26 protein-coding genes and 1 riboswitch are annotated in these 26,566 nt (G+C 38.6%); of the genes, 14 read left to right on the top strand and 12 right to left on the bottom strand.

All coding sequences use genetic code 11. The annotated features are described in order from the left end of the window. Nucleotides 1-19: 19 nt before the first annotated feature. A complete protein-coding gene (locus BUB03_RS00845; RefSeq protein ID WP_073059581.1) occupies nucleotides 20-979 on the bottom strand; it encodes a KpsF/GutQ family sugar-phosphate isomerase in 960 nt (319 codons plus the stop codon). A 158-nt stretch (nucleotides 980-1,137) separates the two neighbouring features. Here BUB03_RS00845 and recQ point away from each other — a divergent pair, with 158 nt between their 5' ends. The 10 genes from recQ (at nucleotide 1,138) to BUB03_RS00795 (ending at nucleotide 14,566) form a co-directional block, all read left to right on the top strand. Further along, entirely contained in the window at nucleotides 1,138-3,342 is a 2,205-nt protein-coding gene (gene recQ / locus BUB03_RS00840) for a DNA helicase RecQ (protein WP_040994684.1), read from the top strand. 192 nt (nucleotides 3,343-3,534) lie between these two features. Continuing rightward, nucleotides 3,535-4,614, top strand: a complete 1,080-nt coding sequence (locus tag BUB03_RS00835) for a glycosyltransferase (RefSeq protein ID WP_073059579.1) — start codon at nucleotides 3,535-3,537, stop codon at nucleotides 4,612-4,614. A gap of 60 nt (nucleotides 4,615-4,674) precedes the next feature. Continuing rightward, entirely contained in the window at nucleotides 4,675-5,019 is a 345-nt protein-coding gene (locus BUB03_RS00830; protein ID WP_073059577.1) for a hypothetical protein, read from the top strand. A 53-nt stretch (nucleotides 5,020-5,072) separates the two neighbouring features. Further along, a complete protein-coding gene (locus BUB03_RS00825; RefSeq protein WP_073059576.1) occupies nucleotides 5,073-5,459 on the top strand; it encodes a cupin domain-containing protein in 387 nt (128 codons plus the stop codon). A 128-nt stretch (nucleotides 5,460-5,587) separates the two neighbouring features. Beyond that, entirely contained in the window at nucleotides 5,588-6,991 is a 1,404-nt protein-coding gene (gene lpdA, locus BUB03_RS00820; protein WP_073059574.1) for a dihydrolipoyl dehydrogenase, read from the top strand. A 218-nt stretch (nucleotides 6,992-7,209) separates the two neighbouring features. Further along, nucleotides 7,210-8,034, top strand: coding sequence for a CvfB family protein (locus BUB03_RS00815; protein ID WP_073059572.1), 825 nt, complete (start codon nucleotides 7,210-7,212; stop codon nucleotides 8,032-8,034). A gap of 226 nt (nucleotides 8,035-8,260) precedes the next feature. Continuing rightward, nucleotides 8,261-8,854: a TetR/AcrR family transcriptional regulator gene (locus BUB03_RS00810; protein ID WP_040994696.1), complete on the top strand. Its 594-nt coding sequence runs from the start codon at nucleotides 8,261-8,263 to the stop codon at nucleotides 8,852-8,854. A 95-nt stretch (nucleotides 8,855-8,949) separates the two neighbouring features. Then, the gene (locus tag BUB03_RS00805) at nucleotides 8,950-10,302 is read left to right on the top strand and encodes a TolC family protein (RefSeq protein ID WP_073059570.1); all 1,353 of its coding nucleotides are present in this window, start codon (nucleotides 8,950-8,952) and stop codon (nucleotides 10,300-10,302) included. Nucleotides 10,303-10,311: 9 nt separating this feature from the next. Beyond that, a complete protein-coding gene (locus BUB03_RS00800; RefSeq protein WP_040994697.1) occupies nucleotides 10,312-11,373 on the top strand; it encodes an efflux RND transporter periplasmic adaptor subunit in 1,062 nt (353 codons plus the stop codon). A gap of 7 nt (nucleotides 11,374-11,380) precedes the next feature. Beyond that, entirely contained in the window at nucleotides 11,381-14,566 is a 3,186-nt protein-coding gene (locus BUB03_RS00795) for an efflux RND transporter permease subunit (RefSeq protein ID WP_073059568.1), read from the top strand. Nucleotides 14,567-14,648: 82 nt separating this feature from the next. Here the strand turns inward: BUB03_RS00795 and BUB03_RS00790 are convergent, their stop codons facing one another. Beyond that, nucleotides 14,649-14,996, bottom strand: a complete 348-nt coding sequence (locus tag BUB03_RS00790; RefSeq protein ID WP_040994701.1) for a winged helix-turn-helix transcriptional regulator — start codon at nucleotides 14,994-14,996, stop codon at nucleotides 14,649-14,651. A gap of 131 nt (nucleotides 14,997-15,127) precedes the next feature. Between BUB03_RS00790 and BUB03_RS00785 the strand changes: the two genes are divergently transcribed. Next, nucleotides 15,128-16,075: an NADP-dependent oxidoreductase gene (locus tag BUB03_RS00785; RefSeq protein WP_073059566.1), complete on the top strand. Its 948-nt coding sequence runs from the start codon at nucleotides 15,128-15,130 to the stop codon at nucleotides 16,073-16,075. Between the two features lie 132 nt (nucleotides 16,076-16,207). Here BUB03_RS00785 and BUB03_RS00780 read toward each other — a convergent pair whose 3' ends face one another. The 4 genes from BUB03_RS00780 to metE form a co-directional block, all read right to left on the bottom strand. After that, nucleotides 16,208-16,654, bottom strand: coding sequence for a KTSC domain-containing protein (locus tag BUB03_RS00780; protein WP_073059565.1), 447 nt, complete (start codon nucleotides 16,652-16,654; stop codon nucleotides 16,208-16,210). 115 nt (nucleotides 16,655-16,769) lie between these two features. Continuing rightward, on the bottom strand, nucleotides 16,770-17,270 hold the full coding sequence (locus BUB03_RS00775; protein WP_073059563.1) for a hypothetical protein: 501 nt from the start codon (nucleotides 17,268-17,270) through the stop codon (nucleotides 16,770-16,772). Between the two features lie 4 nt (nucleotides 17,271-17,274). Beyond that, nucleotides 17,275-17,421, bottom strand: a complete 147-nt coding sequence (locus BUB03_RS21730) for a hypothetical protein (protein WP_175547470.1) — start codon at nucleotides 17,419-17,421, stop codon at nucleotides 17,275-17,277. Between the two features lie 182 nt (nucleotides 17,422-17,603). Then, complete coding sequence (gene metE / locus BUB03_RS00770) at nucleotides 17,604-19,943, bottom strand: 5-methyltetrahydropteroyltriglutamate--homocysteine S-methyltransferase (protein WP_073059562.1); 2,340 nt, start codon at nucleotides 19,941-19,943, stop codon at nucleotides 17,604-17,606. Between the two features lie 181 nt (nucleotides 19,944-20,124). Next, nucleotides 20,125-20,307, bottom strand: a riboswitch (cobalamin riboswitch). A 153-nt stretch (nucleotides 20,308-20,460) separates the two neighbouring features. Between metE and BUB03_RS00765 the strand changes: the two genes are divergently transcribed. Continuing rightward, nucleotides 20,461-20,922 (top strand): Lrp/AsnC family transcriptional regulator, encoded by a 462-nt coding sequence (locus tag BUB03_RS00765; RefSeq protein WP_073059560.1) that lies wholly within the window; start codon nucleotides 20,461-20,463, stop codon nucleotides 20,920-20,922. A gap of 62 nt (nucleotides 20,923-20,984) precedes the next feature. Here the strand turns inward: BUB03_RS00765 and BUB03_RS00760 are convergent, their stop codons facing one another. Continuing rightward, nucleotides 20,985-21,437 carry a carboxymuconolactone decarboxylase family protein gene (locus BUB03_RS00760; RefSeq protein ID WP_073059558.1) on the bottom strand — a complete coding sequence of 151 codons (453 nt, stop codon included), beginning with the start codon at nucleotides 21,435-21,437 and terminating at the stop codon, nucleotides 20,985-20,987. Nucleotides 21,438-21,543: 106 nt separating this feature from the next. On the opposite strand from BUB03_RS00760, the gene BUB03_RS00755 reads away from it, so the two are divergent. Together BUB03_RS00755 and BUB03_RS00750 are read left to right on the top strand one after the other, a co-directional pair. Then, complete coding sequence (locus BUB03_RS00755) at nucleotides 21,544-21,990, top strand: Lrp/AsnC family transcriptional regulator (RefSeq protein WP_040994717.1); 447 nt, start codon at nucleotides 21,544-21,546, stop codon at nucleotides 21,988-21,990. A gap of 86 nt (nucleotides 21,991-22,076) precedes the next feature. Continuing rightward, nucleotides 22,077-22,274, top strand: coding sequence for a hypothetical protein (locus BUB03_RS00750; protein ID WP_073059556.1), 198 nt, complete (start codon nucleotides 22,077-22,079; stop codon nucleotides 22,272-22,274). On the opposite strand, the gene BUB03_RS00745 is transcribed toward BUB03_RS00750, so the two are convergent. From BUB03_RS00745 to BUB03_RS00725, 5 genes are all read right to left on the bottom strand, one after another. Then, nucleotides 22,258-22,893: a DUF2306 domain-containing protein gene (locus BUB03_RS00745; RefSeq protein WP_073059555.1), complete on the bottom strand. Its 636-nt coding sequence runs from the start codon at nucleotides 22,891-22,893 to the stop codon at nucleotides 22,258-22,260. The genes BUB03_RS00750 and BUB03_RS00745 overlap by 17 nt on opposite strands. Nucleotide 22,894: 1 nt before the next feature. After that, the gene (locus BUB03_RS00740) at nucleotides 22,895-23,275 is read right to left on the bottom strand and encodes a hypothetical protein (protein ID WP_073059553.1); all 381 of its coding nucleotides are present in this window, start codon (nucleotides 23,273-23,275) and stop codon (nucleotides 22,895-22,897) included. Continuing rightward, a complete protein-coding gene (locus tag BUB03_RS00735) occupies nucleotides 23,275-23,571 on the bottom strand; it encodes a hypothetical protein (RefSeq protein ID WP_073059552.1) in 297 nt (98 codons plus the stop codon). The genes BUB03_RS00740 and BUB03_RS00735 overlap by 1 nt, the downstream gene beginning before the upstream one ends. Nucleotides 23,572-23,578: 7 nt before the next feature. Next, entirely contained in the window at nucleotides 23,579-24,160 is a 582-nt protein-coding gene (gene nudK / locus BUB03_RS00730; RefSeq protein ID WP_073059550.1) for a GDP-mannose pyrophosphatase NudK, read from the bottom strand. A gap of 137 nt (nucleotides 24,161-24,297) precedes the next feature. Then, a complete protein-coding gene (locus tag BUB03_RS00725; protein WP_073059548.1) occupies nucleotides 24,298-26,553 on the bottom strand; it encodes an ATP-binding cassette domain-containing protein in 2,256 nt (751 codons plus the stop codon). Between the last annotated feature and the right edge of the window lie 13 nt (nucleotides 26,554-26,566).

The raw sequence follows: 26,566 nt of genomic DNA, 5'->3' as shown, positions 1-26,566 counted from the left end.
CAAGTGCTTTTAGATGGAATTAATTGATTCCTTCATCAAGCAATGTATGAATATCAATAATTCCGTGATAATTTCCATTCTGGGTAACAATCAGCTGGCCTATATTGTTTTCCTTCAGAAGTTTCATGGCTTCTTTTGCAAGAGTATTGCTTTCGATGGTTTTAGGGTTGGCCGACATGATGTCTTTTGCCAGGATTTTGCTGATATCATCGCCTTTCATCAGCATTCTTCTCAAATCCCCGTCGGTGATTACCCCAATAATTTTTTCACCATTGGTCACCACCGTGATTCCGTGGCTGGAGGCACTGATTGAAATAATAACGTCTCTTACCGGTGCATTTTCTTCAACCTGTGGTTTCTGAGGAGATAAAAACTGGTCTACTTTTGAAACAAGGTTTTTTCCAAGACTTCCTCCCGGATGAAATTTGGCAAAATCATTTTCTCTGAAGTTATTAAGTTCCATTAAAGCTACAGCCATCGCATCTCCAAGGGCCATCTGAATTGTGGTGGAACTTGTCGGGGCCAGCTTGTTCGGGCAGGCCTCAACATCTACATGAGTATCCAGGATAATTTCGGAGAATTCGGCAAGCTTGCTGTTTTTATTTCCTGTCATCCCGATCAGGGCAGAAGAATAATCTTTTAAATAAGGAACCAGATTAGCGATTTCCGGTGAGTTCCCGGAATTCGAGATACACAGAACCACATCCTGCTTCTGGATTACGCCAAGATCTCCGTGGATGGCCTCAGAAGCATGCAGAAACTGAGACGGGGTTCCTGTAGAGTTTAATGTGGCAACAATTTTATTGCCTACGTGGGCAGATTTACCGATTCCCACAACTATTAATTTCCCTTTTGCCGAATGGATAATCTCCACTGCCCGGGCAAAATCCTCATTGATCCTGTTCTTTAATTTTTCAAGTTCTGAAATTTCTATTTCTAAAGTGCTTTTGGCAATTGAAATAAGGTCGGTTCTTTCCATTTTATAATTTTAAAGCATACAAAAAATCCATTAAAAAACGTTATATTTAAAAAAGAATATTTAATATAAGTTTTATTTTTTATAAATTCGTTCGCTTTTATTTTAAGCAGAATTTTTATAACTTTGGGTTGGATGCAAATTTAGCAATAGAAAATTAGATGAACGCAAAAAAAGCCAATTTATCAGGCGAGTTGAAAAAGTATTTCGGGTTTTCTACATTTAAAGGCCAGCAGGAACAAATTATAGAAAACCTACTCGGTGGGAAGGATATATTTGTTTTAATGCCTACAGGAGGTGGTAAATCTTTATGTTATCAGCTTCCGGCACTTATTTCAGAAGGTACGGCAATAGTAGTTTCGCCCTTAATAGCGTTAATGAAGAATCAGGTAGATGCGGTAAACGGTCTTTCATCTGATGACGGGGTAGCGCACGTTTTAAATTCATCATTAAATAAGACACAGACAAAGCAGGTTTTTGACGATATTAAAGGCGGTAAAACCAAGCTTTTGTATGTAGCACCGGAATCATTGATCAAAGATGATTATCTGGATTTCCTTAAAGAAGTTAAGATTTCTTTCGTAGCCATTGACGAGGCCCACTGTATATCAGAATGGGGGCACGATTTCAGGCCGGAATACAGAAACCTGAAATCCATCATTGATAAGATTGCCGAAGTTCCGGTAATTGCTTTGACAGCTACTGCAACCCCTAAGGTTCAGGATGATATCCAGAAAACTTTAGGAATGAGTGATGCGCTGGTTTTCAAAGAAAGTTTTAACCGTCCGAATCTATACTATGAAGTACGACCAAAAGTCAATGTAGATAAGGAAATCGTAAGATTTATCAATCAGCATAAAGGAAAATCGGGAATTGTTTACTGTCTGAGCAGGAGAAAAGTGGAAGAATTTGCCCAGCTTTTACAGGTAAACGGTATTAATGCGCTTCCGTACCATGCAGGACTGGATCAGAAAATAAGAGTGGCCAATCAGGATAAATTCCTCATGGAGGAAGTAGATGTTATTGTGGCTACGATTGCTTTCGGAATGGGAATTGACAAGCCGGATGTGCGTTTTGTGATCCATTATGATTTTCCAAAATCTTTGGAAAGTTATTACCAGGAAACGGGAAGAGCAGGAAGAGACGGAGGAGAAGGGCATTGCCTGGCGTTTTACGATCCGAAGGATATCGAGAAACTTGAAAAATTCCTCGCCCAGAAACCAGTTTCTGAAAGGGAAATTGGCTTGCAGCTTTTGAATGAAGTAGTGGGTTATGCCGAAACTTCAATGAGCAGAAGACAGTACATTCTTTATTATTTCGGTGAAAATTTTGATCCGGTGAAGGGAGAGGGAGCAGATATGTGCGACAATTCCTCCAATCCTCCAAAACTAAAAGATGCAACCGCAGACCTTAAAAAAGTTTTGGAACTCATTAAAGATACAGGAGAAAAATTCAAATCAAAAGACCTTATCTCGGTAATCGCCGGTAAAGAAAATGCAGTTACGAAATCATATAAACTGGAGCAGACTTCCCATTTCGGTTTTGGAAAAGACGAAAAAGATAATTATTGGAAAACTATTTTAAGACAGGCTACAGTCCAGGGTTTCCTGCAGAAGGATATCGAGACTTACGGAGTTTTAAAAATGTCTGAAAAAGCCAGGAATTTCCTGGATGGTAAATCTGCAGAACCATTTTTAATTGCTGAAGACAGGGAATTTGATCTTACCCAGGCCAAAGCGGAAAGCGACCAGGGGCAGATGCAGGCCAGTACCGGCCTGGACCAGAATCTCTTCAATCAGTTAAAAGATCTGAGGAAAAAAGTAGCTAAAAAACATGGAATTCCGCCTTATACGGTATTCATGGATCCTAGTTTGGAGGATATGACGGTTCAGTACCCGGTTTCACTGGAAGAAATTGCCAAAATTTATGGAGTAGGAGAAGGAAAGGCCAAAAAATATGGTAAAGAATTCGCAGACTTCATCAAAACCTATGTGGAAGACAACAACATCGAGCGTATGCAGGATATGGTGCTCAAACAGGTGGCCAACAAGTCCAGCCATAAGGTTTTTATCATTCAGAGTACCGATAAAAAGATTGATCTTGAAGATATTGCAAGAGCCAAGAATCTTTCCATGAACGAACTTCTGAAAGAAATGGAAAGTATTGTCTATCAGGGAACAAAACTCAATATCGATTATTATATTGAAGATAATTTTGATGAAGATATTGTAGACGGCTTCATGGAATTCATGACCGAATCTGAAAGTGACAGCATGAAAGTACTTCTTGACGAATTCGGTGATGAACTTTCTGATGAGGAAGTGCGAATGCTGAGGATAAAATTCATCAGCGATGTAGCGAATTAAAAAATCTGATATTTATTATTATAGAATAAGCTCTTCTCCGGAAGAGCTTTTTTATTGTAAATTTGTGAAATATTTATTGAAACTTAGAGCTGATAATCCCTCAAAGCTTATGTTTTTAGCCTCACCATTTCATGAAAATGTTGGGGCTGACAATATTTGAAACTTAATAAAACTTTTTACTAACTTTAACTGATGAAAAAAATATCTGTCATATTTATTCTGCCGGATCTGGAAACTGGTGGTGCAGAAAGAATTGTTACCACCATAGCCAATCATCTTTCCAGGGACCGGTTTGAACCAAAAATCCTGCTGCTTCGCAAACAGGGCGGATATCTTAATTTTCTTAAAAAAGATGTTGAAATCATAGACATCAACACAGAAAGGATCAGGCATTCCTTAAAACCTATTTTGGGAGAAATCTACCGCAGAAAACCGGATATTGTGTTTTCAGGCTTTGGTGAGGTGAATGCTTACCTTTCCCTTTTTATCAAATTATTTCCGAGAACAAAATTCATAGCCCGCGAAACCAATGTGGTAACGCAGCATGTAACCCGGAAAGAAATTAAATTTTTCTACAATTTTTACAATAACTATCAGAAAATTATAGCGCAGAGTGATGATATGATGCACGATCTGGTGGATAATTTTAATATAAAGAAGAAAAAAATCGTCAAAATAAACAATCCCGTAGATTTTGATTTTATCAATGAAAAACTGGCCGTTTCCCTAAAACCGGAAAGCTTTAAATACAACTATAAAAATGTAGTGGCTATAGGAAATCTCTCTGCCAGAAAAGGTTTTGACAACCTGTTGAAAGTATTTTCAAGGCTTAAAAATGAAAATATTATGCTTCATATTTTAGGCGACGGTAAAGACAAAGAAGTATTGCATCAAATGAAGGATTTTCTGGGGCTTAAAAATGTTATCTTCCATGGCAGACAGGATAACCCTTACCAGTTTTTAAAGTATGCAGACCTTTTCGTCCTTTCTTCCAGGTATGAAGGCTTTCCGAACGTTCTTTTGGAAGCAGGCGCCTGCGGAACCTATTCTCTGGCGAATAACTGCCCGGGCGGTATCAATGAAATCATCCAGCATCAGGTGAACGGCGAGGTTGCTGACATTGAGAATTATGATCATTTCTCCCAGAAAATAATGAAAGTCTTACAGGGAAATTATAACCGTGACGGGATAAAAAACTCTATCAGATCAAGGTTTTCAAAGGATATTATCTTGGATAAATATGAGAAGGTCCTGCTGGATTTAATGAAGTAGTATTTGTCTTATGGAGCTTTATTTTCTTAGATTTGAACCTGGTAAAATCAATAACAATCAATGAAGAAAATCCCTAAAATAGGATGCGCTTGCGAAAAGCCTGATTTCAATTATACAGAATACAGAAGCTCGGAATTAGGTACGGATCATACGAACGGCAGATATGGAGAAGTAACGATTCAGCAGTGTAAGCTGTGCCAGAGAATATGGATTCATTATTTTGTTGAATTTGAGCATTTTCCTAAATCAGGAAGATGGTACAAAGGAATTGTTTCGAAAAAAGACCGTTCGCAGATCACCCCGGAAAATGCAGTGGAATATCTGGAAAGCCTTGAATGGTATGTTTATGGAGGCTCTTTTTTTGAAAGTACAGGAACTTTCGGACAGGGAAAATTGAATGTGTAATATTTTTCATGCTGACCTAAAAAAGATAAGCATTAACATTAAATACCAAATCAATGAAGCCATTTATAATTGTTATTCTGATGCTGAATTCTGTCACAGTGATCGCTCAGCAAAATCAGATCTCCAGAAAGGAGTTGTTGAAAGCTGCCATTAATCAGAAAGTGAAGACTACCGAAATTCAGGAAGTAACGCTGGCACCGGGATTGGAAGTTCCAAAGCATCTGCACCCGTGTCCGGTAGTGGGTGTCATAAAATCCGGGGAAGCTGTTTTTCAGATAGAGGGGCAGCAAAAAACAATTCTTCATGAAGGAGACGCTTTCTATGAACCCAAAAATGCAAAGATCCTTCACTTTGATAATGCATCAGCAGAAAAGCCGCTTGTTTTTACAGCGATCTACCTGAAAGAAGGAAAGGAAGAAAACATAAAATTATTAAAATAGCAGTTTCACAGATCAGCCATCTGAATTTCCAATCTTAAAATTGATAAAACTCACTTTGGTGCTTGGTAATTTATATGTAAATTTGTGAGAATTAAGAAAGATAATAATAAACAAATTCATACAATAACATGAGTCAATTCGATGTTACCGTAATAGGTTCCGGTCCTGGAGGTTATGTAGCTGCTATCCGTGCGGCACAATTAGGTTTCAAAACAGCAATTATTGAAAAATATCCAACTTTAGGCGGAACTTGTCTTAACGTTGGATGTATTCCGTCAAAAGCGCTTTTAGACAGCTCTGAGCATTTCGAGAACGCGAAGCATAACTTTGCAGGCCACGGAATCATTATCAATGAGCCGCAGGCTGATATTGCAAGAATGATCGAGCGTAAGAACGAAGTGGTAAAACAGAATACAGACGGGATTAACTACCTGATGAGCAAAAACAAGATCACTGTTTTTGAAGGATTGGGAAGCTTCGAATCTGCCACTCAGATCAAAGTGACAAAAAATGATGGTTCTTCAGAAACTATCGAATCCAAATATACCATTATCGCAACCGGTTCCAAGCCGTCTTCTTTACCTTTCATTACCCTGGATAAAGAAAGAGTGATTACTTCTACAGAAGCATTAAACCTTAAAGAAATTCCTAAGCACCTGGTAGTAATCGGTGGAGGAGTAATCGGTCTTGAATTAGGTTCTGTATACTTAAGATTGGGAGCTCAGGTAACTGTTGTTGAATTCATGGATAAGATTATTCCGGGAATGGATGGAGCTTTAAGCAAGGAATTGACTAAAGTTCTTAAGAAGCAGGGAATGAAGTTTATGCTTTCTACAGCTGTTTCAGCAGTGGAAAGAAACGGAGATACTGTAAAAATCACCGCTAAAGATAAAAAAGGAGAAGAAGTAGTTGTAGAAGGAGATTACTGTTTGGTTTCAGTAGGAAGAAGACCTTATACAGAAGGTCTTGCTCTTGAAAAAGCAGGAGTGGAACTTGACGAAAGAGGAAGAGTGAAAGTAAACGACCACCTGCAAACTAACGTAGCTAATATCTATGCAATCGGTGACGTTATCAAAGGGGCAATGCTTGCTCACAAAGCTGAAGAAGAAGGAGTTTTGGTTGCTGAAATACTGGCAGGACAGAAACCTCACATCAACTATAACCTTATTCCTGGTGTTGTGTACACATGGCCTGAAGTTGCCGGAGTTGGTAAAACGGAAGAGCAGCTAAAAGAAGAAGGAGTAGCTTACAAAGTAGGTTCTTTCCCGATGAGAGCATTAGGCAGAAGCCGTGCCAGTGGTGATATTGACGGTCTTGTGAAGATTATTGCTGACGAAAAAACGGATGAGGTTTTAGGAATGCACATCATTGGAGCAAGAGCAGCCGACCTTATTGCAGAAGGCGTAATCGCTATGGAATTCCGTGCAAGTGCTGAAGACATCGCAAGAAGTTCTCACGCTCACCCAACCTATGCTGAAGCTATTAAAGAAGCAGCATTGGATGCTACGGAAAAAAGACCGATTCATATGTAATTTTTTATTGAAAGATTTAAAAATTCAAATATTTAAAAATGAAAGAGAAGCAAAATGCTTCTCTTTTTTATTTGAGCAAAAAAATTCATCCTTGTATTCTCTTTTGGAGCTATTTTTAAACATTAACAATGCTGATAGGACAGCTGTAGAAACAGTAAAACAGGATATATAGTTTAAAATCTTCAATTTTCCGTACCTTTGTAGCTAATTTATATTCAATGCAACTCGGAAAAACCCAGACTTTAAAAATTTCAGATAAAAACAATTCAGGATGGATCTTGACGGATGAATCAGGCGAAAAAGCTTTTTTGCCTAAAGTTTTCACCAATGATGAAAAAGAAATTGATGAAGAAATTGAAGTCTTTGTCTATCAGGATGACGGTAAATTAAAAGCAACCACTGAAATTCCATTGGCAGAAGTAGGCGAGTATGCTGTAATGAGCTGTGTACAGAGTCTTCCAAGCGGAGCCTTTATGGACTGGGGAATTATTAAAGACCTTTTTATTCCTTACAAACAACAGAAATCCAAAATTATTGAAGGGAAAAGATACCTGGTTTATCTTTATGTAGATGAAGACCTTGATCTGATTACCGGAACCACAAAATTCAAAAGAAATCCACAATATCAGGACCTTCCTTTCCAAAAAGGAGATAAAGTAGACCTGCTTATGATGAATGAAAGTGAGCTGGGCTGGAATGTAGTGATCAATAAAAAGTATATCGGACTTGTGTATGCTTCGGATGTATTCAAAAAACTCTATCCTTTATCAGAAGAAAGCGGTTACATCAAAGCGATCCGTGAAGATGGTAAAATTGATGTTTCTTTACAGCCGGAAGGATTTGAAAATATAGATGAATTCAAACAGAAGATTCTGAATAAGCTGGAAGAGAACTATGGACTGCTTTATCTTTCAGACAAATCTTCTCCTGAGGAAATCAAAGACGAGCTTCAGATGAGTAAAAAGAATTTCAAAAAAGCACTCGGCGGACTTTATAAAGACAAGATCGTCGATATTTCAGAAGATAAAATAAGATTATTGTAAGAAAATACAGGCTGTCGTTAAGATAGCCTTTTTTATGATTTTAGCGTAGTAATAAAGACTTCGGCGGCCCAAAAGGGCCGCCGAAGTCTTTATTAACTAATTTTCTGTTCAAAATTTAAATTCCAAAACATGATGCATATCATAACAATTTCGTTTAATTATTTTGTTTAACAATTTTGTCAAAAATAAAATTTGATTTACATTTGCACAAAATTGTTTAACAATAATGTCAAATCAAGCAAAAAAAGACCAAACACAGGAATTGATCAAAGAGACAGCGAAGAATTTATTCTTTGTGAAAGGGAAGTTTGATGCTACTACCCAGGAGATTGCGGATGAAGCGGGAGTAAACAGAACACTGATTAATTACTATTTCCGCTCAAGAGATAACCTGATTCAGATCATTTTTGATGAAGCTCAGCGGGTGGAACAGGAAAAATCCAAGATTATCCAGAATGCAGATCTGCCTTTCAAAGTGAAGATAAGCAAGTTTATAGAGGGCAGTCTTTCCACCAGTCTTCAGTATCCGTATCTCGAAACTTACATCGTTTCACAGATCAATAAAGGAAATTGTCATCAGAAAGACATAGAAGAAGATGTACTGGAAACCCTTTATAAAGACATCGAAAAAGAAATGGAATTAGGGAATATAGAAAAAATGGCTCCAGTTCAGTTTATCATGAATATGGTTTCTTTACTGGTTTTTCCGAGTGCTGTAAGACCTTTATTTATGGAAAATCTGATGATCAGTGATGAGGAATATGATAAAATTATTTCTGAAAGAAAAGACATCATTATCAATATGCTTTTCAAAAATTAAAAAAATGTTAAAGTATTTTGGAAAACGATACGTCAATTAGAAGTAAAAGCATTGAAAAGAAAAACTACATTAAAAAATAAACGAAGTATACAATTATGAAAAGAAAACGTATAACTGCTAAAAAGCTAAAAATTGGGATAGCTGCAGCATTTATGATTTTCGGCTTTTCATCGGTCTCTGCCCAGCAGCAGGTTTCTTTACAGGAAGCCATCAAGCAGGCACTGCAGAATAAAGCAGAAGCTAAAAAGGCCGCATTGCAGATCAAAAAAGCTGAATACAAGATTGATGAGGCCAGAGCCGGTGCCTTACCACAGATAAGCGCCACTGCCGGATTAACTTATAACCCTGTTATCCAGGAATCCTTGCTTGAATTTGGAGGTGAGAGAATCAGAGCCCAGCTGGGACAGCCATGGAGTTCAAGTGCTGTAGTTCAGCTTCAGCAGGCTATATTTGACCAGAGAGTTTTCACAGGTCTTAAAGCTGCAAAATCTACAAGAGAATTTTACGTTCTGAATGCCCAGCTGACTAATGAACAGATCATTGAAAATGTAGCAACAGCCTATTATCAGGTTTTTGTACAGGAAGAAAACCTTAAAACAGTAGAGGCAAGCTATGCCAATACCGAAAAAGTAAGAAACGTGATCAAAAGCCTGGTAGATAATGGTTTGGCGAAAGCTATCGACTTAGACCGTACCAATGTACAGCTTACCAATATCGGTTCAAACAAACAGCAGCTGATCAATTCCGTTGAACTTTCAAAAAATGCTTTAAAGTTTTATATGGGAGTTCCTATCAGTACAGATATCGAGCTTGAAGAAAAAACAATAGAACCGAGACCGGAACTTATTGCGAGTAACGTAAACCTTGAAGACCGTACAGAGCTTAAAGTATTAAATAAAAACAGAGAACTTCTGCAGTTTAACAAAAAAGCTACGGAAGCTTATCTTTATCCGACAGTGAATCTTACCGCAAATTATGGCTGGTCCGGTATGGGTAAAAAATTCCCTTTAACCAACGGCCTTAATAATGGTGTTCTTTGGAGTGATTATTCAGCCATCGGTTTAAATATCAACATCCCGATTTTCACGGGAGGGGCTACAAAAGCTAAGATCAACCAGGCTGAGATTGATATCCAGGATTTAGATGTGGATATTCAGAATACACAGTTAAGCTTAAGCTTGGATTATAAAAATGCCATTACCAATATGGAAAATGCATTGATTAATATCCAGAGTATGAAAGATAATGTGGATCTGGCAGAAAGAGTGCAGAAAAATACTCAGGCCAACTATCAGTATGGTTTGGCAACCCTTACGGAAGTATTGGATTCTGAAAATGCTTTAACACAGGCAAAACAGAACTATTCCAACGCATTACTGGATTACAAGCAGGCTGAGATCAAATTAATTAAAGCTAAAGGAGAACTGAACACACTACAAAACTTATAATAAACTAAAATGAAAAAAACTTTAATATATATCATCGTAGCAGCTGTGCTGATAGGTCTGGCAGCCTACAAGATTGCAGGGAATAAAGAAAAACAGACCCAGGAAGTAAAAGAAGTTGCCAAGCAGGTAGATAAGATCAATGTGAACGTTGTAACGGTTACAAGAGAAAATATCGATACCGATTACTCGGCGAACGGAACTTTCATTCCAAAGCAGGAAATGAACCAATCTTCTGAAATTTCAGGACGTATCGTAAATGTTCTTGTAAAAGAAGGATCAAGAGTTTCTGCGGGTCAAACTTTGGCAACCATTAAAAGAGATGCTATCGAAGTTGATATTACGCAGGCTCAGAATAATCTGCAAAATGCAATTGTTGATAATCAGCGTTACGAAAATGCCTTTAAAACCGGAGGGGTTACAAAGCAGCAGGTAGACAACTCAAGATTGCAGTTGAAAAATGCACAGGCAGCTGTAAGAGCTCAGGGGGTAAGAGTAAACGATACCAGCATCCGTGCAGGGATTAGCGGAACCATCAACAAAAAAATGGTAGAACCGGGAACAGTTGTTTCAGTAGGAAGTTCAATGTTTGAAATCGTGAATATCAACAGTTTAAAACTTTCCGTTTTAGTAGACGAAAGCCAGATTGGAAAAATCCAGTTAGGTCAGGAAGTTCCGATTAAAGTAAACGTTTTACCGGAGGATTCTTTCGTAGGTAGAATTACATTCATTGCACCGAAAAGTGACGCTTCTTTGAATTTCCCTGTTGAAATTGAAGTTCAGAACAGAGGAAACCTGAAAGCGGGGATGTATGCTACTGCTACCTTTAAAACAAACAACGGAGCTGAAACGCAGAATATGCTGACTGTTCCTGCAGAAGCATTCGTAAATGGAGTAAGCTCAGGTCAGTTATTTGTTGTTCAGAACGGTGTTGCCAAGCTAATCAAAGTAACGGTTGGAAAAGTTTACGGAGACAAAGTTCAGGTACTAAGCGGACTGAATGGAGGCGAGCAGGTAGTAACGAGCGGACAGATCAACTTAGACAACGGGTCTAAAGTGAATATTATAAAGTAGAAAGGGTATGAAGTTAGCAGAAATATCGATTAAAAGACCCTCGCTGGTTATCGTATTATTTACGATACTTACTTTGGGCGGGATCTTGAGTTACACCATGATGGGGTACGAATTGATCCCTAAGTTTGAAACCAACATGGTAACCATTTCCACGGTGTATCCCGGAGCTTCACCTGCTGAGGTGGAAACCTCCGTTACCCGGAAAATTGAGGATGCCGTTGGTTCCCTGGAAAACGTAAAAAAAGTAGAATCTTCTTCATATGAAAGTTTATCCGTAATCATGGTTCAGCTGAACGACGGTGCGGATGTGGATTATGCTCTGAACGATGCCCAGAGAAAGGTAAATGCAATCCTGGCAGACCTTCCGGATGATGTGGATGCACCATCCCTGAACAAATTCTCTTTGGACGATTTACCGATTATCACGATGAGTATTTCATCTGATAAGCTGAACAGTAAAGACCTTTATGACCTTCTCGATAAAAAGATCGAACCTATTTTCTCCCGTGTAAACGGTGTGGCACAGGTAGATCTTGTAGGGGGGCAGGAAAGAGAAATCCAGGTGAATCTGGATGAGAAAAAGCTGCAGGGTTACGGGCTTTCCATTGCAGACGTACAGCAGGCCATTCTTTCCTCAAACCTTGATTTCCCTACTGGTAGTTTAAAAACAAGAACAACAAAATCTACCATCAGATTATCAGGAAAATATAAGTCTATTCAGGAAATGAACAATCTTGTAGTTTCCAATAAAAATGGAGCTCAGGTGCGTTTATCAGATATTGCAACAGTTTTCGACTCTCAGAAAGATGCTGAAAAAGTAGCAAGATTCAACCAGTTTCCTACGATTTTGATGCAGGTTAAGAAACAGTCGGATGCCAACGCGGTTGCTGTATCCGAAAGTGTTCAGAAGACTATTGCAACAGTAGAAGCAGCTTATAAAGTACAGGGAGTAAAAGTAAAAGTGGTGAATGATACTACAGACTTTACCCTTGAATCTGCCAACCACGTTATTTTCGACTTATTTTTAGCGATTATCCTGGTGGCAATTGTGATGTTATTATTCCTTCACAGTATCAGAAATGCATTCATCGTAATGGTTTCTATCCCGGCATCATTGGTGGCAACGTTCATCGGAATGAATTTAATGGGGTATACCTTAAACCTGATGAGTTTACTTGGTCTGTCGCTCGTGGTAGGTATCCTTGTGGATGACGCGATCGTTGTACTGGAAAACATCTACCGTCACATGGAGATGGGTAAAAGTAAGATCAGGGCGGCTTATGACGGAGCTTCGGAGATCGGGTTTACCGTTGCAGCGATTACCTTGGTAATTGTAGTGGTATTCTTACCGATTGCGATGAGTTCAGGTCTTGTGGCCAATATCCTTGCCCAGTTCTGCGTCACAGTAGTTATTGCGACGATGTTATCATTGTTGGCCTCATTTACCATTATTCCGTGGTTATCATCAAGATTTGGTAAGCTTGAGCATTTGACAGGTAAAAACTGGTTCCAGAAATTTATCCTTTGGTTTGAAGGGCTGATTGATAAGTTTACTCACTGGATTACAGGAATCCTTGAATGGTGTCTGAAAACCACTTTAAGAAGAATATCAACGGTGGTGATTACATTCATTGTTTTGATCTCTTCATTCATGCTGGTGGCATTCGGTTTCATTGGTGGTGAATTCTTCCCTCCGATTGACCGTGGACAGTTCCTGGTTCAGATGGAATTATCAAAAGATGCAACTGTTGAAAAAACTAACCAGCTGACATTAGATGTTGAGAAGTTTTTAAGAAACGATAAAGATGTGGTGGATCTGATCACAACGGTTGGTCAGCAGTCTACCGGTTTTGGTGGAGCTCAGGCTACAACTTACCAATCTGAGGTTCAGGTAAATTTAACGGATAAATCTGAACGTTCTGAAAGTACCAACATCAAAGCGGCAAAAGTAAAAAGGGCGTTAGAAGAGAAATTCACAGGAGTTGAGTTTAAAACAGCTCCAATCGGTATCATGGGTGCGGAAAATGCTCCGATCGAGATGGTAGTGACAGCTCCGGATAACGCGACAGCAGTAAAAGAAGCAACAAGAATCTTAGAATTGCTGAAAAAAGTTCCGGGTGCAGTAGATGCTGAATTATCAACAGATACCGGTAATCCGGAAGTTCAGGTAAATATCGACAGAGATAAAATGGCTTCTTTAGGATTGAATCTTTCAAGTGTAGGACAGACAATGCAGACTGCATTTAACGGAAATACAGACGGAAAATTCAGAGCAGGAGAATATGAATATGATATTAATATCCGTTTTGGTGATGCAAACAGACAGTCTATTGATGATGTTAAAAACCTGATGTTCACTAATCCTCAGGGACAGCAGGTTCGTTTGAGCCAGTTTGCTGAAGTGAAAATGGGTTCAGGACCGAGTTTGCTTGAACGTAGAGATAAATCTCCTTCTGTAAAAGTAAGAGCTAAGGCAGTAGGTAGACCTGTGGGTGACGTTGCCAATGAATGGGCCAACCAGTTCATGGACAGCAAAAACAAACCTGTAGGAGTAGATTACATCTGGAGTGGAGATATGGAAAACCAGCAGGAAGGTTTCGGTACATTAGGAATTGCTTTATTGGCGGCTATTGTATTGGTTTACCTGGTAATGGTTTCACTGTATGACAGTTTCGTATATCCGTTCGTGGTATTGTTCTCGATTCCGTTGGCAATGATCGGGGTAATGGTCATCCTTGCCTTAACAGCCAACTCACTGAACATCTTTACGATGCTGGGGATGATCATGTTGATTGGTCTTGTTGCGAAAAACGCGATCCTGATCGTAGACTTTACCAATGCCAGAAAAGCGGCAGGTGCCAATACACATGATGCTTTGGTTCAGGCCAACCACGCACGTCTTCGTCCGATCCTGATGACCACTATTGCGATGATCTTCGGTATGTTACCGATCGCATTGGCAACCGGAGCAGGAGCGGAGATGAACAAAGGTCTTGCATGGGTAGTTATCGGTGGTTTGACATCATCTCTATTCCTTACCTTGATTATCGTGCCGGTAGTGTACTCTCTGTTCGATTCTATTCTACGCAGAATGGGTAAACATGAAAAAGTAGACTATGAAGCTGAAATGAAGGCAGATTATGTACATAAAGAACTAAGTGACGACGGATATACTCCTAAGCACATAGATTAATATAACAACCTTAATTAACCTAAAAGCGCCTCAGATTTCTGTGGCGCTTTTTAATTTTTAGAATAATTACCTTTTAATACTGTTAAACTGTTTGTTTAGCTTTCTGTTTTTCTATTTGCTCATTGCCCCATATCCGTAAATAGTCAATGAAGGGAATAAGCTGCTGGCCTACTTCTGTTAAAGAATATTCTACCTTTGGCGGAACTTCATGATATACTTTTCTGATGACAAGATTATCGTCTTCCAGTTCGCGTAAGGTCTGGGTAAGCATTTTCGGGGTAATATCGGAGAGTGTTTTCCGTAACTCACCGTAACGCATGATCGTCTTTACGTGCAGATACCATAAGATTCTTCCTTTATACTTACCTCCAATTCTCCGGAATGCATAGTCAACCGGGCAGGATGGTTCGTCAGTTAAATATTTTTTCATAATTACCTTAAAATTAATGGTTTGATAATCAGTAATAGTATACTTTTAGTCTGTAGAGTACAAAAAAGTGCATACTTGACTGTAATATACCATTAATTTTACTTTTGTTTCAACCTTAAAGTAAAAATATAATGAAAACGATTATTTTAAATGAATCCGGAGGTGTTGACAAGCTTCAGTTGACTGATACAGAAAAGCCCCAAATAAAAAGTAATGAAGTATTAGTGAAAGTAAACGCAATAGGGATCAACCCGGTTGATGTAAATGCCAGAGCGTATGACGGTGTCCTCAGTTGGATATATGGTGATGTAAGGCCTGTGATCTTAGGATGGGATATTGCAGGAGAGGTAAGTGAAACCGGAGACGGAGTAAGTGATTTTAAAACCGGGGACAGGGTTTTCGGAATGATCAACTTTTTCGGAAATGGAAAAGCCTATTCAGAATATGTGGCTGCTCCTGAAAGTCATCTGGCTTTGATTCCTGAAAATCAGACATTCCAGCAGGCTGCAGCGGCTACTCTGGCAGCGGTGACAGCGTATCAGGCCTTGGTGGATGTCGCTAAAATCAAAAAGAATGACAGGGTTCTGATTCATGCTGCGTCAGGAGGAGTTGGTCATTTTGCTGTACAAATCGCCAAATATTTCGGAGCTTATGTCATAGGGACTTCTTCTCTCACTAATAAGGATTTTGTCCTTTCAATAGGTGCGGATGAACATATTGATTATACCCAAAAAGACAGCTTGGATAAGGTTAGAGACATTGATATTGTATTAGATACCATCCAGGGAGAAACATTGCTGAAATCAATTGATGCAGTGCGGCCTGGCGGAATCATTGTAACATTGCCTTCGCCTGAAATTCCTCAGGATGTACAGGATAAAGCAGCCAAACAGAATATACATCTTGAGTTCATGATGGTAGCTTCCAAAAAGGAAACGATCAGGGCAATTGCAGACTTGTTGGAGAATAAATCTTTAATTCCCCATATCCATAAGGTTTTCTCGTTTGAGGAAATGGGCAAAGCTCATCTGGAAATGGAAACAAAAAGAGTAGTGGGTAAAATAGTGGTCACCTTATAAAAAAGTATCTTTTCAAGGTTTCGGATAAGTACGTCAGGTTTCTGATGTACTTTTTAGTTTGCTGGAAAATTATTTTAATCAAAAAAGGCTTTCAGAATACCTGAAAGCCTTTACTTATTTTATTTCGAAAAACTAATCTGCCATAGCTTCGCCAGCCTTTCTGTAGATAAAACTTCCGTAAATGTGTCTTCTTGCAAAACGGCTTGGAGAATCGGAATTGACCATTTTAATATATGTATTTCTTGGAACTCCAAGGTATTCATACATGTTTCCGTTCAGATGCTGAACTTTTAAAACTGCCTTCTCAAGGTAAAAATCCTGGATGTTGGATTTTGTAATTGTTTCCGTATATTCTTCCTTATATTTTTCCTGTGTTTCAGGATTGATGCTCACCAGAAAATGATAGGCTTCAATGATGGACTTGCTTTTTTCCTCTGCTTCCAGCTTTCCGGCTTCGTCATTGATAAATTTATCAGGATGCGTATCTTTCATCGTATTCCTGTAAATTGTTTTCAATTCCTTTAAAGTAACGGTTTTATCAACTTCAAGAAGCTTTCTGTATTCGCCTAATTTTTTCATAACTGTAGAATCCTTATTTCGGGGTGCAAAATTAAGGTTTTTAATTGAGAAAATCGTAAGTTATTCAGTATTAATTTATTTGATGTCATGGAAAGATATTAGAAACAAATTCCTTTTAATCAGATTCATTTAAGCTTTTAAGTTCATTAATATCTTCAATATCTTTTTTTCTTCCGCTTGATTTTTTATCTTCTATAAGGTCATCCAGACTGATAAAGTTAATATTTATACCATCCAATTGTATAATTTCTTTTTTGAGACTTGCTTTTGAGTAAGTTATTGCGGAACGGGTTTCCGGAAGAAGATCTAAAGTAAAATCAGGCAGTTCCAATTTAAAAAAAGATTTTTTTGGATTGGGGCTTCTCTCTGTTCTATACTTGGTAACATCTTTTCCAAGATTTTCAATGGCATTAATTAGCTTGAAATAGTTCTCATAAGTAGGATTATACCATACATCAATATCAGGTTTTCCGGAAATTGTGCCGTCCATATTGGTAGACGCTCTATAGTAACCATAATAGGCAACAGCCGTTCCACCTATAATCATATATTCTATAGAGTGGTTTTCAAAAATCTTACACACGGACAGGAGGCTTAATTTAAAATCATCTTCCATTAGGTTAATTGCTTTTAGACGGAGATTTTTGTATGGATTTAATGAATTTCTCGAATTTTTTATGCTTTTCGTCCACAGTTCTTTTATCCAATGAATTATGTTCATCAGATTTCAGTTCTTTAAAAGATGAATATTTTACAATTGTCTTCATTTTAGTAAGTAGCTGTTTTACTTGTTGATACTAATTTACGAAATATATTATAAACTTCTTATGTTTCATTTTAAGGTTAATGTTAGAATAAAAATTAGAGTAGTTATATTGTGGAAATTTATGTTAAAGTTAAACTTTGGATAAAAAATCCCAACTTACGTCGGGATTATAAATGTTAAATTTTACAGCCAGTAATTCTTCAGATTTTCCTGCATTATATGAGCCGCAGCGGCTTCTTTTGAAGCCTCCACCATTGCAATCAGCGCCTTCTCCGTTTCATCCCAATGCCTGGTTTTCAATCCGCAGTCAGGATTCACCCAAAGCTGCTGTGCAGGGATTACAGCTTGTGCTTTCTTCAGCAGTTCAAGCATTTCTTCTTTTGAAGGAACTCTCGGGGAGTGGATATCGTAAACTCCCGGTCCGATATCATTCGGATATTTGAAATCGGCAAAGGCCTGCAGCAGTTCCATCTGGCTTCTGGAGCATTCTATGGTGATGACATCGGCATCCATGTCTGCTATATTCTGGATAATATCATTGAACTCGGAATAACACATATGAGTATGAATCTGTGTGGCATCTTCCACACCGCTTGCCGAAATTCTGAAAGCTTCCACAGCCCATTTCAGGTACTCCTGCCATCCGGATCTTCTGAGCGGAAGTCCCTCCCTGATGGCCGGCTCATCAATCTGTATAATTCTGATGCCTGCTTTTTCGAGGTCATTTACCTCATCGCGAATTGCCAGTGCAATCTGTTTACAGGTTAAAGAACGGGGCTGATCGTCACGGACAAAAGACCATTGCAGAATCGTAACCGGACCTGTAAGCATTCCTTTTACCCATTTCTGGGTCAGAGACTGAGCGTACTGCGACCAGTAAACCGTCATCGGGTGTGGACGGTGAACGTCACCATAGATTACCGGAGGTTTTACACAGCGGCTTCCATAACTCTGGACCCATCCGTTTTGCGTAAAGGCAAAAACTGAAAGCTGTTCTCCGAAATATTCCACCAAATCGTTACGCTCAAATTCTCCGTGAACCAGTACATCAATTCCGGTTTCTTCCTGCCAGCGGATGGTTCTTTCCGTTTCTTTTTTAAGTAGGGTATCATATTGCTCTGCGGTCAGGTCTCCTTTTTTGAATTTTGATCTCCAGGTTCTTACTTCTTTGGTCTGGGGGAAGGAACCAATTGTTGTGGTGGGAAATAAAGGAAGCTGTAAAACTTTCTGCTGTTCTTCTTTTCTGACGCTGAACGGGCTGTTTCTCCTTGCATCATCTTCAGTAATTACCTCTACACGGTCTTTTACTTCCTGGTTATGGATCAGTGGTGAAACTTTTCGGGTATCAACGGCTTTTTTATTTTCTGCATATTGTTGTAAGGCCTGGTAATCTGCATTTCCTGATGCCAGTTTCTTTAAGGCTACAATCTCGTATACTTTCTGCTTGGCAAAAGCCATCCATTGCTTGATTTCAGGAGATAGCGTTTTTTCGTCAGTCTCCAGGTCAAGATCGAAAGGAGCGTGAAGAAGGGAACATGAAGGGGCAATGAAAACCCTGTCTGAGCCGATGGTACTGACAGCTGTTTGAATAAACGCTAAAGATTTTTCAAAATCATTTTTCCAGATGTTTCTTCCGTCCACAATACCTAAAGACAGGCTTAATGTCTGAGGAATGGTTTGCAATACTTGTTCCAGCTGTTCAGGGCAGCGTACCAGATCAATATGAAGGACATCCGCAGGAAGTGATGCAGCCAGGGAAAGGTTGTCTTTTAAACCTTCAAAATAAGTTGTGAGAATGAATTTAAGATCCGGGAACTGTTTTCTGATTTCAGCATAAACGGATTGGTAAATTTCCTTTGCTTTTTCAGTCAGATCAAGGCCTAAGAAGGGTTCATCAAACTGAATCCAATTTGCTCCATGCTTTTCCAGTTCTTTTAGAATTTCAATGTATACGGGAAGGAGATTTTCTATAAGGTCCAGCTTATCAAAACCTTCTTCTTTCTCTTTTCCCAGAAGAAGATAGGTGAGAGGTCCTATGATGACAGGTTTGGCATTTATTCCGGCTTGTTTTGCATGGATAAATTCACTGATGATCTTTTTTGAAAATAACCTGAACTGCTGATTCTTTTGGAATTCAGGGACAATATAATGGTAATTGGTATCGAACCATTTTGTCATTTCCATCGCGGTAATATCCAGACCGTCCTGCTGGTAGCCTCTGGCCATCGCAAAATAAAGATCAAGTTCAGAATTGGAGGTTCTCGCTGTGATTTCCTTGTAACGCTCAGGAATGGCTCCAACGGTTAAGGTCATATCCAAGACCTGGTCGTAATAAGAAAAATCATTGCAGGGGATCAGGTCAATTCCTGCTTCCTGCTGCATCTTCCAGTTTTGTCTGCAGATGGTTTTTCCGGTTTCCAGGAGTTCATTTAATGATGCTTTGCCTGACCAATATTGCTCGCAGGCTTTTTTGAGTTCTCTGTGGCGGCCAATACGCGGGCTTCCAAGAATGTGCGTTTGCATGTTCTAACTTTTAAATTAAACAATAATGATTTTTAAAAGTTCTTTTACAATGCTTCTCAATGCTGCCGGGAAGAATTTTCAGGGAATAAACGGATACAAAAAGGACGTAATCTTCCCGTTAAAGCGAAGAACGTTCAAAAAAGTATCATCTGTATGACCTGAAGCTTCAGACCGCGAAAGCATTGTCCATTCAGAATAGGCAGGTCTCCTGGCTTGTAACGGTTTTATCATCCTTCCCGCTTTGGCAGTGGATATTCTCGGATAAAACCTTTGGGGTATTACTTACAGTTGCGCGACAGCTCGTGATTTTCACACGATTCCCTATTAATTTACGTTAGGTAAAACCTATTCTGTTTGATGAAGGATGTTAAAGAACAAATCTGGAGTAAATTTAGCTATTAAAGTGATTTGGTTGGCTTATTATGAAAAATTAAGAAAATAATTCTGTTTGATCCATATTGTTAAGTGAATTATTCTGTATTTTTGAAAATATAATCCCTAAAAAGAATATTATCCTGTGGAAAGGCTTGACGAAAAGGATATTCAGCTGCTCAGAATCCTTCAAAAAAATGCGAAATTAACAGTAAAAGAGCTTGCAAAAGAGGTTAATCTTTCACCTTCGCCTGTTTTTGAACGGATGAAAAGGCTTGAGCAGGATGGATATATCAAACATTATGCAGCAGTTCTGGAAGCTGAAAAACTGAACCGGGGCTTTACTGTTTTTTGCCAGATCAAACTTAAAATGCATGACCGTGCGGTAGGAAATCAGTTTGTAGAGGATATTTTACAGATTGATGAAGTGGCGGAATGCTACAATATTTCAGGAGATTTCGATTTTCTCCTTAAAGTTCAGGTAAGGGATATGAAACACTATCAGGATTTTGTATTCAATAAGCTGGGATCATTGGATTCCATCGGAGGTGCACACAGTACTTTCGTGATGGCTGAGGTGAAGAATATTCATGGAGTGAGTATATAGAAACAAAAATAGTACCTGTTTTCAGATGCTATTTCAGATTAAAAAATCATGTTTTTGAATTTTTAAGGCAGATGTTCCATTTTTATCACTGCATTTGGCTGATAATCCTCTGTCAGGTTAAATATCTTCCCTAATTTCTGGGAAGCACTGATAAAGCTGACAAACGTGCACAGCTCTGAAATTTCTTTTTCAGAAAAGAATTCCCTCAGCATACTGAAATGATCTTTGAGTATGGAACGATGGTCTTTGCAGAAGAGCTCGGCAAAGCTCACGGCTACGGATATTTTAAGCTCTGTCTGACTGAAATCGGCTTTTCCGCCTTTTACCATACAGTACTCACAGCCGTTCCCAAAGGCTAGGGTTCTTCGTACCTGCTCGAGCAGATTGGGATCCAATGTTGTATTTTTAAAGAAAACTTCTTCAAGATTATTCCATTTTGCCAGGATCTCCGGGTTGTGCCCGATCAGTTTTTCAAATGGTGTATTTCCGTGGTTTGAAAATTCAATTGTTGTCATATTTTTTTTATGTCAAATTTCTATTTAATTCATAGCATTTTAAAGTGGATTTAATGGTTTAATTTTATAATTTTGAAGAATTCCACTGATTTAATTTAAAAATGCAATGAAAATAGTTTTAGATGAATTTGATCATAAAATTTTAGATTTACTGATTGAGAATTCCAGATTAAGTTATGCCGAAATAGGGCGAAAAATTTCCCTGTCTCAGTCTGCCACAAAAGAAAGAGTACAGAACCTTACCGATACCGGAGTGATCAAAAGCTTTACAGCAGATGTTGATTACGGCCTTCTTGGGTACAGCCTGAAAGTTATTATTCATCTGAAATTCAAAAATGACGAGTTCAGGGTATTTATCGACCATCTGAAACAGTTTCCCGAGATCATCAGCTGCAAAAGGATCACAGGCGAATATTGCCTTATTGCCGAATGTGTACTGAAGGACAGTACTCATCTTGAAAATATCATCGACAGGCTGATAAAGTTCGGAATTCCTTCTACATCCGTTCAGCTGTCTGAAATAAGAACCAATCGTTTTTTTCAAACTCAATAAGCGAATTTTTATAGAAAGAAAAACAGTATTCCAGCGGGTATTGTTTTTTAATTTTAAAATACTAGTTTTGATAAAAATTAATTTCTATGGAATCCATGTTTATGATCTTTATTTTAGCAATATTCGGCGGTTTGGCTTATGTTATCATGCGCTTTTTTAACCGATGGACGGCTAAATCCCAATATAAAACAATATGGAACGGGCTGATCTTCATTGCCTCTTTTGCCCTGTTGCTATTTATTGCATTTTTTATTTTCATTACCAATGTCAGCTTTGAGCGCTAATCCTCTTTGCTTTCCTGATAATCAGGTATGCCGCAGACAGGTTAATAATGAGGGAAGCCCATACATTTAATCCGTAAAATAACTCATAATCGTACAGGTTTTCCTGATAGATCAGATTCTTTATAATTCTGAAGGTAATAGCTGTAGTAGTCACTGCATAGCTCAGGATCATGTATTTTTTATGGGCAGGAACATTCCCTTTTTTAATGAAAGAAAAAGCAGCAACTGTAAAACAGGCCCAGAGAATATCCTGAAGCAGAAAGCCTGTAATCCCAATCATCCCGCCGTTTGAAAATAATCCGAGGACAAAACAGGCCGGAACATTAATGATCAGGATATTGTAAACATATATTTTTCCTATCACGCGGTGAAGCACTCTGTTTTCCGCTAAAAAACGGTTTGAAAACTGAGTGAGTCCTGCTAAAAGACAAAGGGTAATTGAAAAGATATGAATGTAAAAGAATGCCATCCAGTATGGATTGCTGACTACTTTTTGCTTGAACTGCAGGAAGCCAACATTTTTATCAAAACCGGTATATTGGGAAATGGTTTTCAGCATCAGCATACTGAAAATCAAAATAGCTGCAACAGCCCATATTCTGAGGGTTTTAACGGCCATTCTATTGATGGAGTGTTAGGGAATGCTGATCATAGATATATTTTGCATTATTGTTCCTGATCACAATATCTTCACTTCCGGGTTTTAAGACTAATGAATCTGCATCAAAAGTAAAGGTAATCTCTTTGTTTGATTCCTGAATTTTTAAGATATCGGTTAATTTTTTTCTCTCATCATTAGGTTCAATATCTAAATTTCCAAGATACTTTATTTTTCGTTTTTCCAATAAAAAAGCCTCACCACCAAAGAAATATTCAAAAGCCTGCTGACAGACAATGATGACATTGCCGTTCTGACTGTTCTTATAAAAGTGCGGTTCATAAAGATAGGTTTCCCCGGATCCTTTGGAGGTGTACATGATTTCGTTTTGGTTATTGAGCATTAGAAGCCTGTTTCCCCAATCTTTTTCAGTATCCGGTAAAGCCCATCAATAAATGAATAGTTTCCAGTTACAATCGTATTTACCCCGACAGAAAAAGCTTTTTCAACATCAAATCCTTTTATTTTTAAGCCGGTAATGCTTTCGGGTTTGAATTCAGAATATACGGCATCTCTTACCATCTCAGGTTTGGGAGCTTCAGCAATTTTATGACTGACGGGTGTTTGTTTCTCTTTTTGTGGCTCTTCTTTACAGCTGGCAAGAGTAAGTATAACCAAGGCCGGAACTAATTTTCTCATCTGGTTTCTAAACAATGTTTTTAATGCACAGATACTGCAGCAGCATAATGGTCTTGGCATCCATGATCTCGCCCTTGTCTATCATAGCAAGAGCATCTTCAAATGGCAGCTCCAAGACTTCAATATTTTCACCTTCTTCTTCAAGTCCGCCTCCATCTGTGATCTTCATTTCATGAGAATATTCAGCTATGAAAAAATGCAGGATTTCCGTTACAGAGCCGGGTGACATATAGGCTTCAAACACTTTTTCCACTTTCGAAATTTTATAACCGGTTTCTTCTTCTGTTTCTCTTTTGATGCATTCTTCCGGGTTGTCATTATCCAGAAGGCCGGCGCAGGCTTCAATAAGCATACCTGTAGTATTTCCGTTGATGAAGGTTGGGAGTCTGAACTGCCGGGTTAAAATTACGGTGCCGGAAATCTTATTATAAAGAAGGATAACCGCCCCGTTTCCTCTGTCGTAGGCTTCCCTGCTTTGGGTTTCTTTATTTCCGTCCTTTTTTTCAATGGTGTAGGTTACTTTTTTTAAAGTATACCAGTTATCTGATAAAATTTCTGTTTTAAGAATGTTGATGTTAGGATTCTGCATTAGATATTTCTGTGTTATATTGGAATGGTGTCCTGATGGAAATGCTAAATTAATATTTCTTTTTCAACATGCCTTTATAATCCTTTAAAATAAGGGAATCATTATAAAATAAACAGGTGATTCTTAATTAAAATAATTTATTTGCCTTTCAGATGTTTCTTTAGATAGATGGAAGTTGCGGAATCGTTGGAAGATAATAATTTTTCTACGGTTCCTTCGAAAACGATCTTTCCGCCAAGTTTTCCAGCTCCTGGGCCTATATCAATAATCCAGTCGGCCTGGGCAATGATATCCAGGTTATGTTCAATAATAATCAGGGTATTTCCTTTATTAACCAATTCCTGGAAGAAAGAAAGGAGCTTCTCATTATCGATGGGGTGGAGCCCTGTACTGGGTTCGTCCAGGATGATGATTTTATTGGTATGATTCAGTTCTCTGGTTAGCTTTAAGCGCTGCCTTTCACCGCCTGAGAAGCTGTCCAGCCTTTGTCCGAGCGTGAGATAATCCAGCCCCAATTTGATCAGCAGGCTGAATTCATGCTCAAAGCAGGTTTTTGGGAAAAAGTGCAGGGCTTCCAGAACAGTCATATTCATAATATCAGCAATGTTTTTTTCCTGATATTCGTATTTCAGAACCTGCGGCTTGAATCCTGATCCATTGCATACTTCGCAAGGCTGTTCAATATCATCCATAAACGCAAGATCTATCTTTTCAACGCCTAATCCTTTGCAATTGGGACATGCGCCTTGTCCGTTTCTGCTAAAAAGTTTTTCAGAGACATTATTGGTGGTTGAAAAAAGCTTTCTAACCGTGTTTGACAGGTTAAGGTAAGTCAATAGGTTTGAGCGGCTGCTCGCTGTGAAAACAGACTGATCCACTACGGTGACCTGAGGATAAAACAAAGGTAAAACTTTATTGATCAGCGTACTTTTCCCTGAACCGGCTACACCGGTTACCACAGTCATGATTCCGGTGGGTATTTTGACATTGACGTTCTTTAAATTGTGAAGATTACCGTTTGTTATTTCAAGAAAGCCTTTTGCCGATCTTGGATTTATATTATAACTTCTTTCTTTTTTGAAGTAGCTGCCTGTTTTGCTGTTAGCATTTTTTAAATTCTTAAAGCTTCCTTGGTACATAATTTCGCCTCCGTTTTTTCCTGAGCCGGGTCCCATATCGATGATCAGGTCTGCTATTTTAATCAGGTCCGGATCATGCTCCACAATCAGGACTGTATTTCCTTTATCTCTTATTTTTCTGATAATGTCCACGATATGGTCAATATCTTTAGGGTGAAGGCCGATACTAGGTTCATCAAAGATATACAACAGGTCTAAAAGGCTGTTCCCTAACTGCTTTACCATTTTTATCCTTTGGGATTCTCCTCCTGAAAGGGTGTCTGTTTGTCTGTCTAGGCTCAGATACTGTAAGCCTACATCAAGAAGGTTCTGAAGCTTTTTTTCAAGTTCCAGTATAACGGAAGTATACGTTTCAGATGGTATTTCCCGGATGAAATGTAACAGATCATCGATGGATAAAGCGGTACAGTCTGCAATGTTTCTGCCGTTTATTTTACACGACAATATCTTTGAATTGAGCCGTTGTCCTTTGCAGACAGGACATTCTTTGGTAATAATGACTTTCTTTAAAGTATCTTTTCTGGTGATATTCTCTTTCGAATCTTTTTTCAGAAATGAGTTTTCAATTCTTGGGATAACGCCTTTATATTTTACGGTTTTCCCCCATTGTTTATCAGGATTTTTCGGAGTGTGCTCTTCTGCATGCAGTAATAATTCCCATTCTTGCTGAGTAAAATCTTTAAGTTTTTTGTCATTATCGAAATATCCTGAATGAATGTACCGGGTGAGCCGCCAGCCGCCGGGCTGAAATGTCGGAAATTTTATAGCGCCTTCATTCAGCGATTTATTTTTATCAAAAAGGGTTTCTGTGTTTACGGTTTGCACGTAGCCCAGCCCTTCACATTCGCGGCACATTCCCTGCGGATTGTTAAATGAGAATACATTGGAATAACCCACAAACGGTTCTCCAATCCTGGAAAAAAGCAACCGGAGGGAAGCATAAATGTCTGTGGCTGTTCCTACTGTGGAACGTGCATTTCCGCCTAATCTTTTCTGGTTGATGATGAAAGGAACGTTCAGATTCTCTATTTTATCAACATTGGGAACCCCGAAATGCTGCAGACGGTTTCTTATAAAACTATTCTGGGTCTCGTTGATCTGCCGCTGGGCTTCGGCTCCAATGGTTTCAAATACCAAAGATGATTTCCCGGATCCGGAAACTCCTGTGAAAACTGTTATTTTATTCTTTGGAATGCGTAATGAAATATTTTTCAAATTATTCTGTCGGGCGTGGGTAATAATAATTTCTTTCATAATAATTTCATTA

This window comes from Chryseobacterium oranimense, from assembly GCF_900129755.1.
Lineage (GTDB): Bacteria > Bacteroidota > Bacteroidia > Flavobacteriales > Weeksellaceae > Chryseobacterium > Chryseobacterium oranimense.
The sequence above is the reverse complement of the archived record's forward strand: the minus strand, read 5'-3'. Positions and strand labels throughout refer to the sequence as shown.

Coding starts and splice junctions, on each gene's coding strand:
- BUB03_RS00845 (WP_073059581.1), bottom strand. CDS start 979: ATGGAAAGAACCGACCTTATTTCAATTGCCAAAAGCACTTTAGAAATA.
- recQ (WP_040994684.1), top strand. CDS start 1,138: ATGAACGCAAAAAAAGCCAATTTATCAGGCGAGTTGAAAAAGTATTTC.
- BUB03_RS00835 (WP_073059579.1), top strand. CDS start 3,535: ATGAAAAAAATATCTGTCATATTTATTCTGCCGGATCTGGAAACTGGT.
- BUB03_RS00830 (WP_073059577.1), top strand. CDS start 4,675: ATGAAGAAAATCCCTAAAATAGGATGCGCTTGCGAAAAGCCTGATTTC.
- BUB03_RS00825 (WP_073059576.1), top strand. CDS start 5,073: ATGAAGCCATTTATAATTGTTATTCTGATGCTGAATTCTGTCACAGTG.
- lpdA (WP_073059574.1), top strand. CDS start 5,588: ATGAGTCAATTCGATGTTACCGTAATAGGTTCCGGTCCTGGAGGTTAT.
- BUB03_RS00815 (WP_073059572.1), top strand. CDS start 7,210: ATGCAACTCGGAAAAACCCAGACTTTAAAAATTTCAGATAAAAACAAT.
- BUB03_RS00810 (WP_040994696.1), top strand. CDS start 8,261: ATGTCAAATCAAGCAAAAAAAGACCAAACACAGGAATTGATCAAAGAG.
- BUB03_RS00805 (WP_073059570.1), top strand. CDS start 8,950: ATGAAAAGAAAACGTATAACTGCTAAAAAGCTAAAAATTGGGATAGCT.
- BUB03_RS00800 (WP_040994697.1), top strand. CDS start 10,312: ATGAAAAAAACTTTAATATATATCATCGTAGCAGCTGTGCTGATAGGT.
- BUB03_RS00795 (WP_073059568.1), top strand. CDS start 11,381: ATGAAGTTAGCAGAAATATCGATTAAAAGACCCTCGCTGGTTATCGTA.
- BUB03_RS00790 (WP_040994701.1), bottom strand. CDS start 14,996: ATGAAAAAATATTTAACTGACGAACCATCCTGCCCGGTTGACTATGCA.
- BUB03_RS00785 (WP_073059566.1), top strand. CDS start 15,128: ATGAAAACGATTATTTTAAATGAATCCGGAGGTGTTGACAAGCTTCAG.
- BUB03_RS00780 (WP_073059565.1), bottom strand. CDS start 16,654: ATGAAAAAATTAGGCGAATACAGAAAGCTTCTTGAAGTTGATAAAACC.
- BUB03_RS00775 (WP_073059563.1), bottom strand. CDS start 17,270: ATGGAAGATGATTTTAAATTAAGCCTCCTGTCCGTGTGTAAGATTTTT.
- BUB03_RS21730 (WP_175547470.1), bottom strand. CDS start 17,421: ATGAAGACAATTGTAAAATATTCATCTTTTAAAGAACTGAAATCTGAT.
- metE (WP_073059562.1), bottom strand. CDS start 19,943: ATGCAAACGCACATTCTTGGAAGCCCGCGTATTGGCCGCCACAGAGAA.
- BUB03_RS00760 (WP_073059558.1), bottom strand. CDS start 21,437: ATGACAACAATTGAATTTTCAAACCACGGAAATACACCATTTGAAAAA.
- BUB03_RS00755 (WP_040994717.1), top strand. CDS start 21,544: ATGAAAATAGTTTTAGATGAATTTGATCATAAAATTTTAGATTTACTG.
- BUB03_RS00750 (WP_073059556.1), top strand. CDS start 22,077: ATGGAATCCATGTTTATGATCTTTATTTTAGCAATATTCGGCGGTTTG.
- BUB03_RS00745 (WP_073059555.1), bottom strand. CDS start 22,893: ATGGCCGTTAAAACCCTCAGAATATGGGCTGTTGCAGCTATTTTGATT.
- BUB03_RS00740 (WP_073059553.1), bottom strand. CDS start 23,275: ATGCTCAATAACCAAAACGAAATCATGTACACCTCCAAAGGATCCGGG.
- BUB03_RS00735 (WP_073059552.1), bottom strand. CDS start 23,571: ATGAGAAAATTAGTTCCGGCCTTGGTTATACTTACTCTTGCCAGCTGT.
- nudK (WP_073059550.1), bottom strand. CDS start 24,160: ATGCAGAATCCTAACATCAACATTCTTAAAACAGAAATTTTATCAGAT.
- BUB03_RS00725 (WP_073059548.1), bottom strand. CDS start 26,553: ATGAAAGAAATTATTATTACCCACGCCCGACAGAATAATTTGAAAAAT.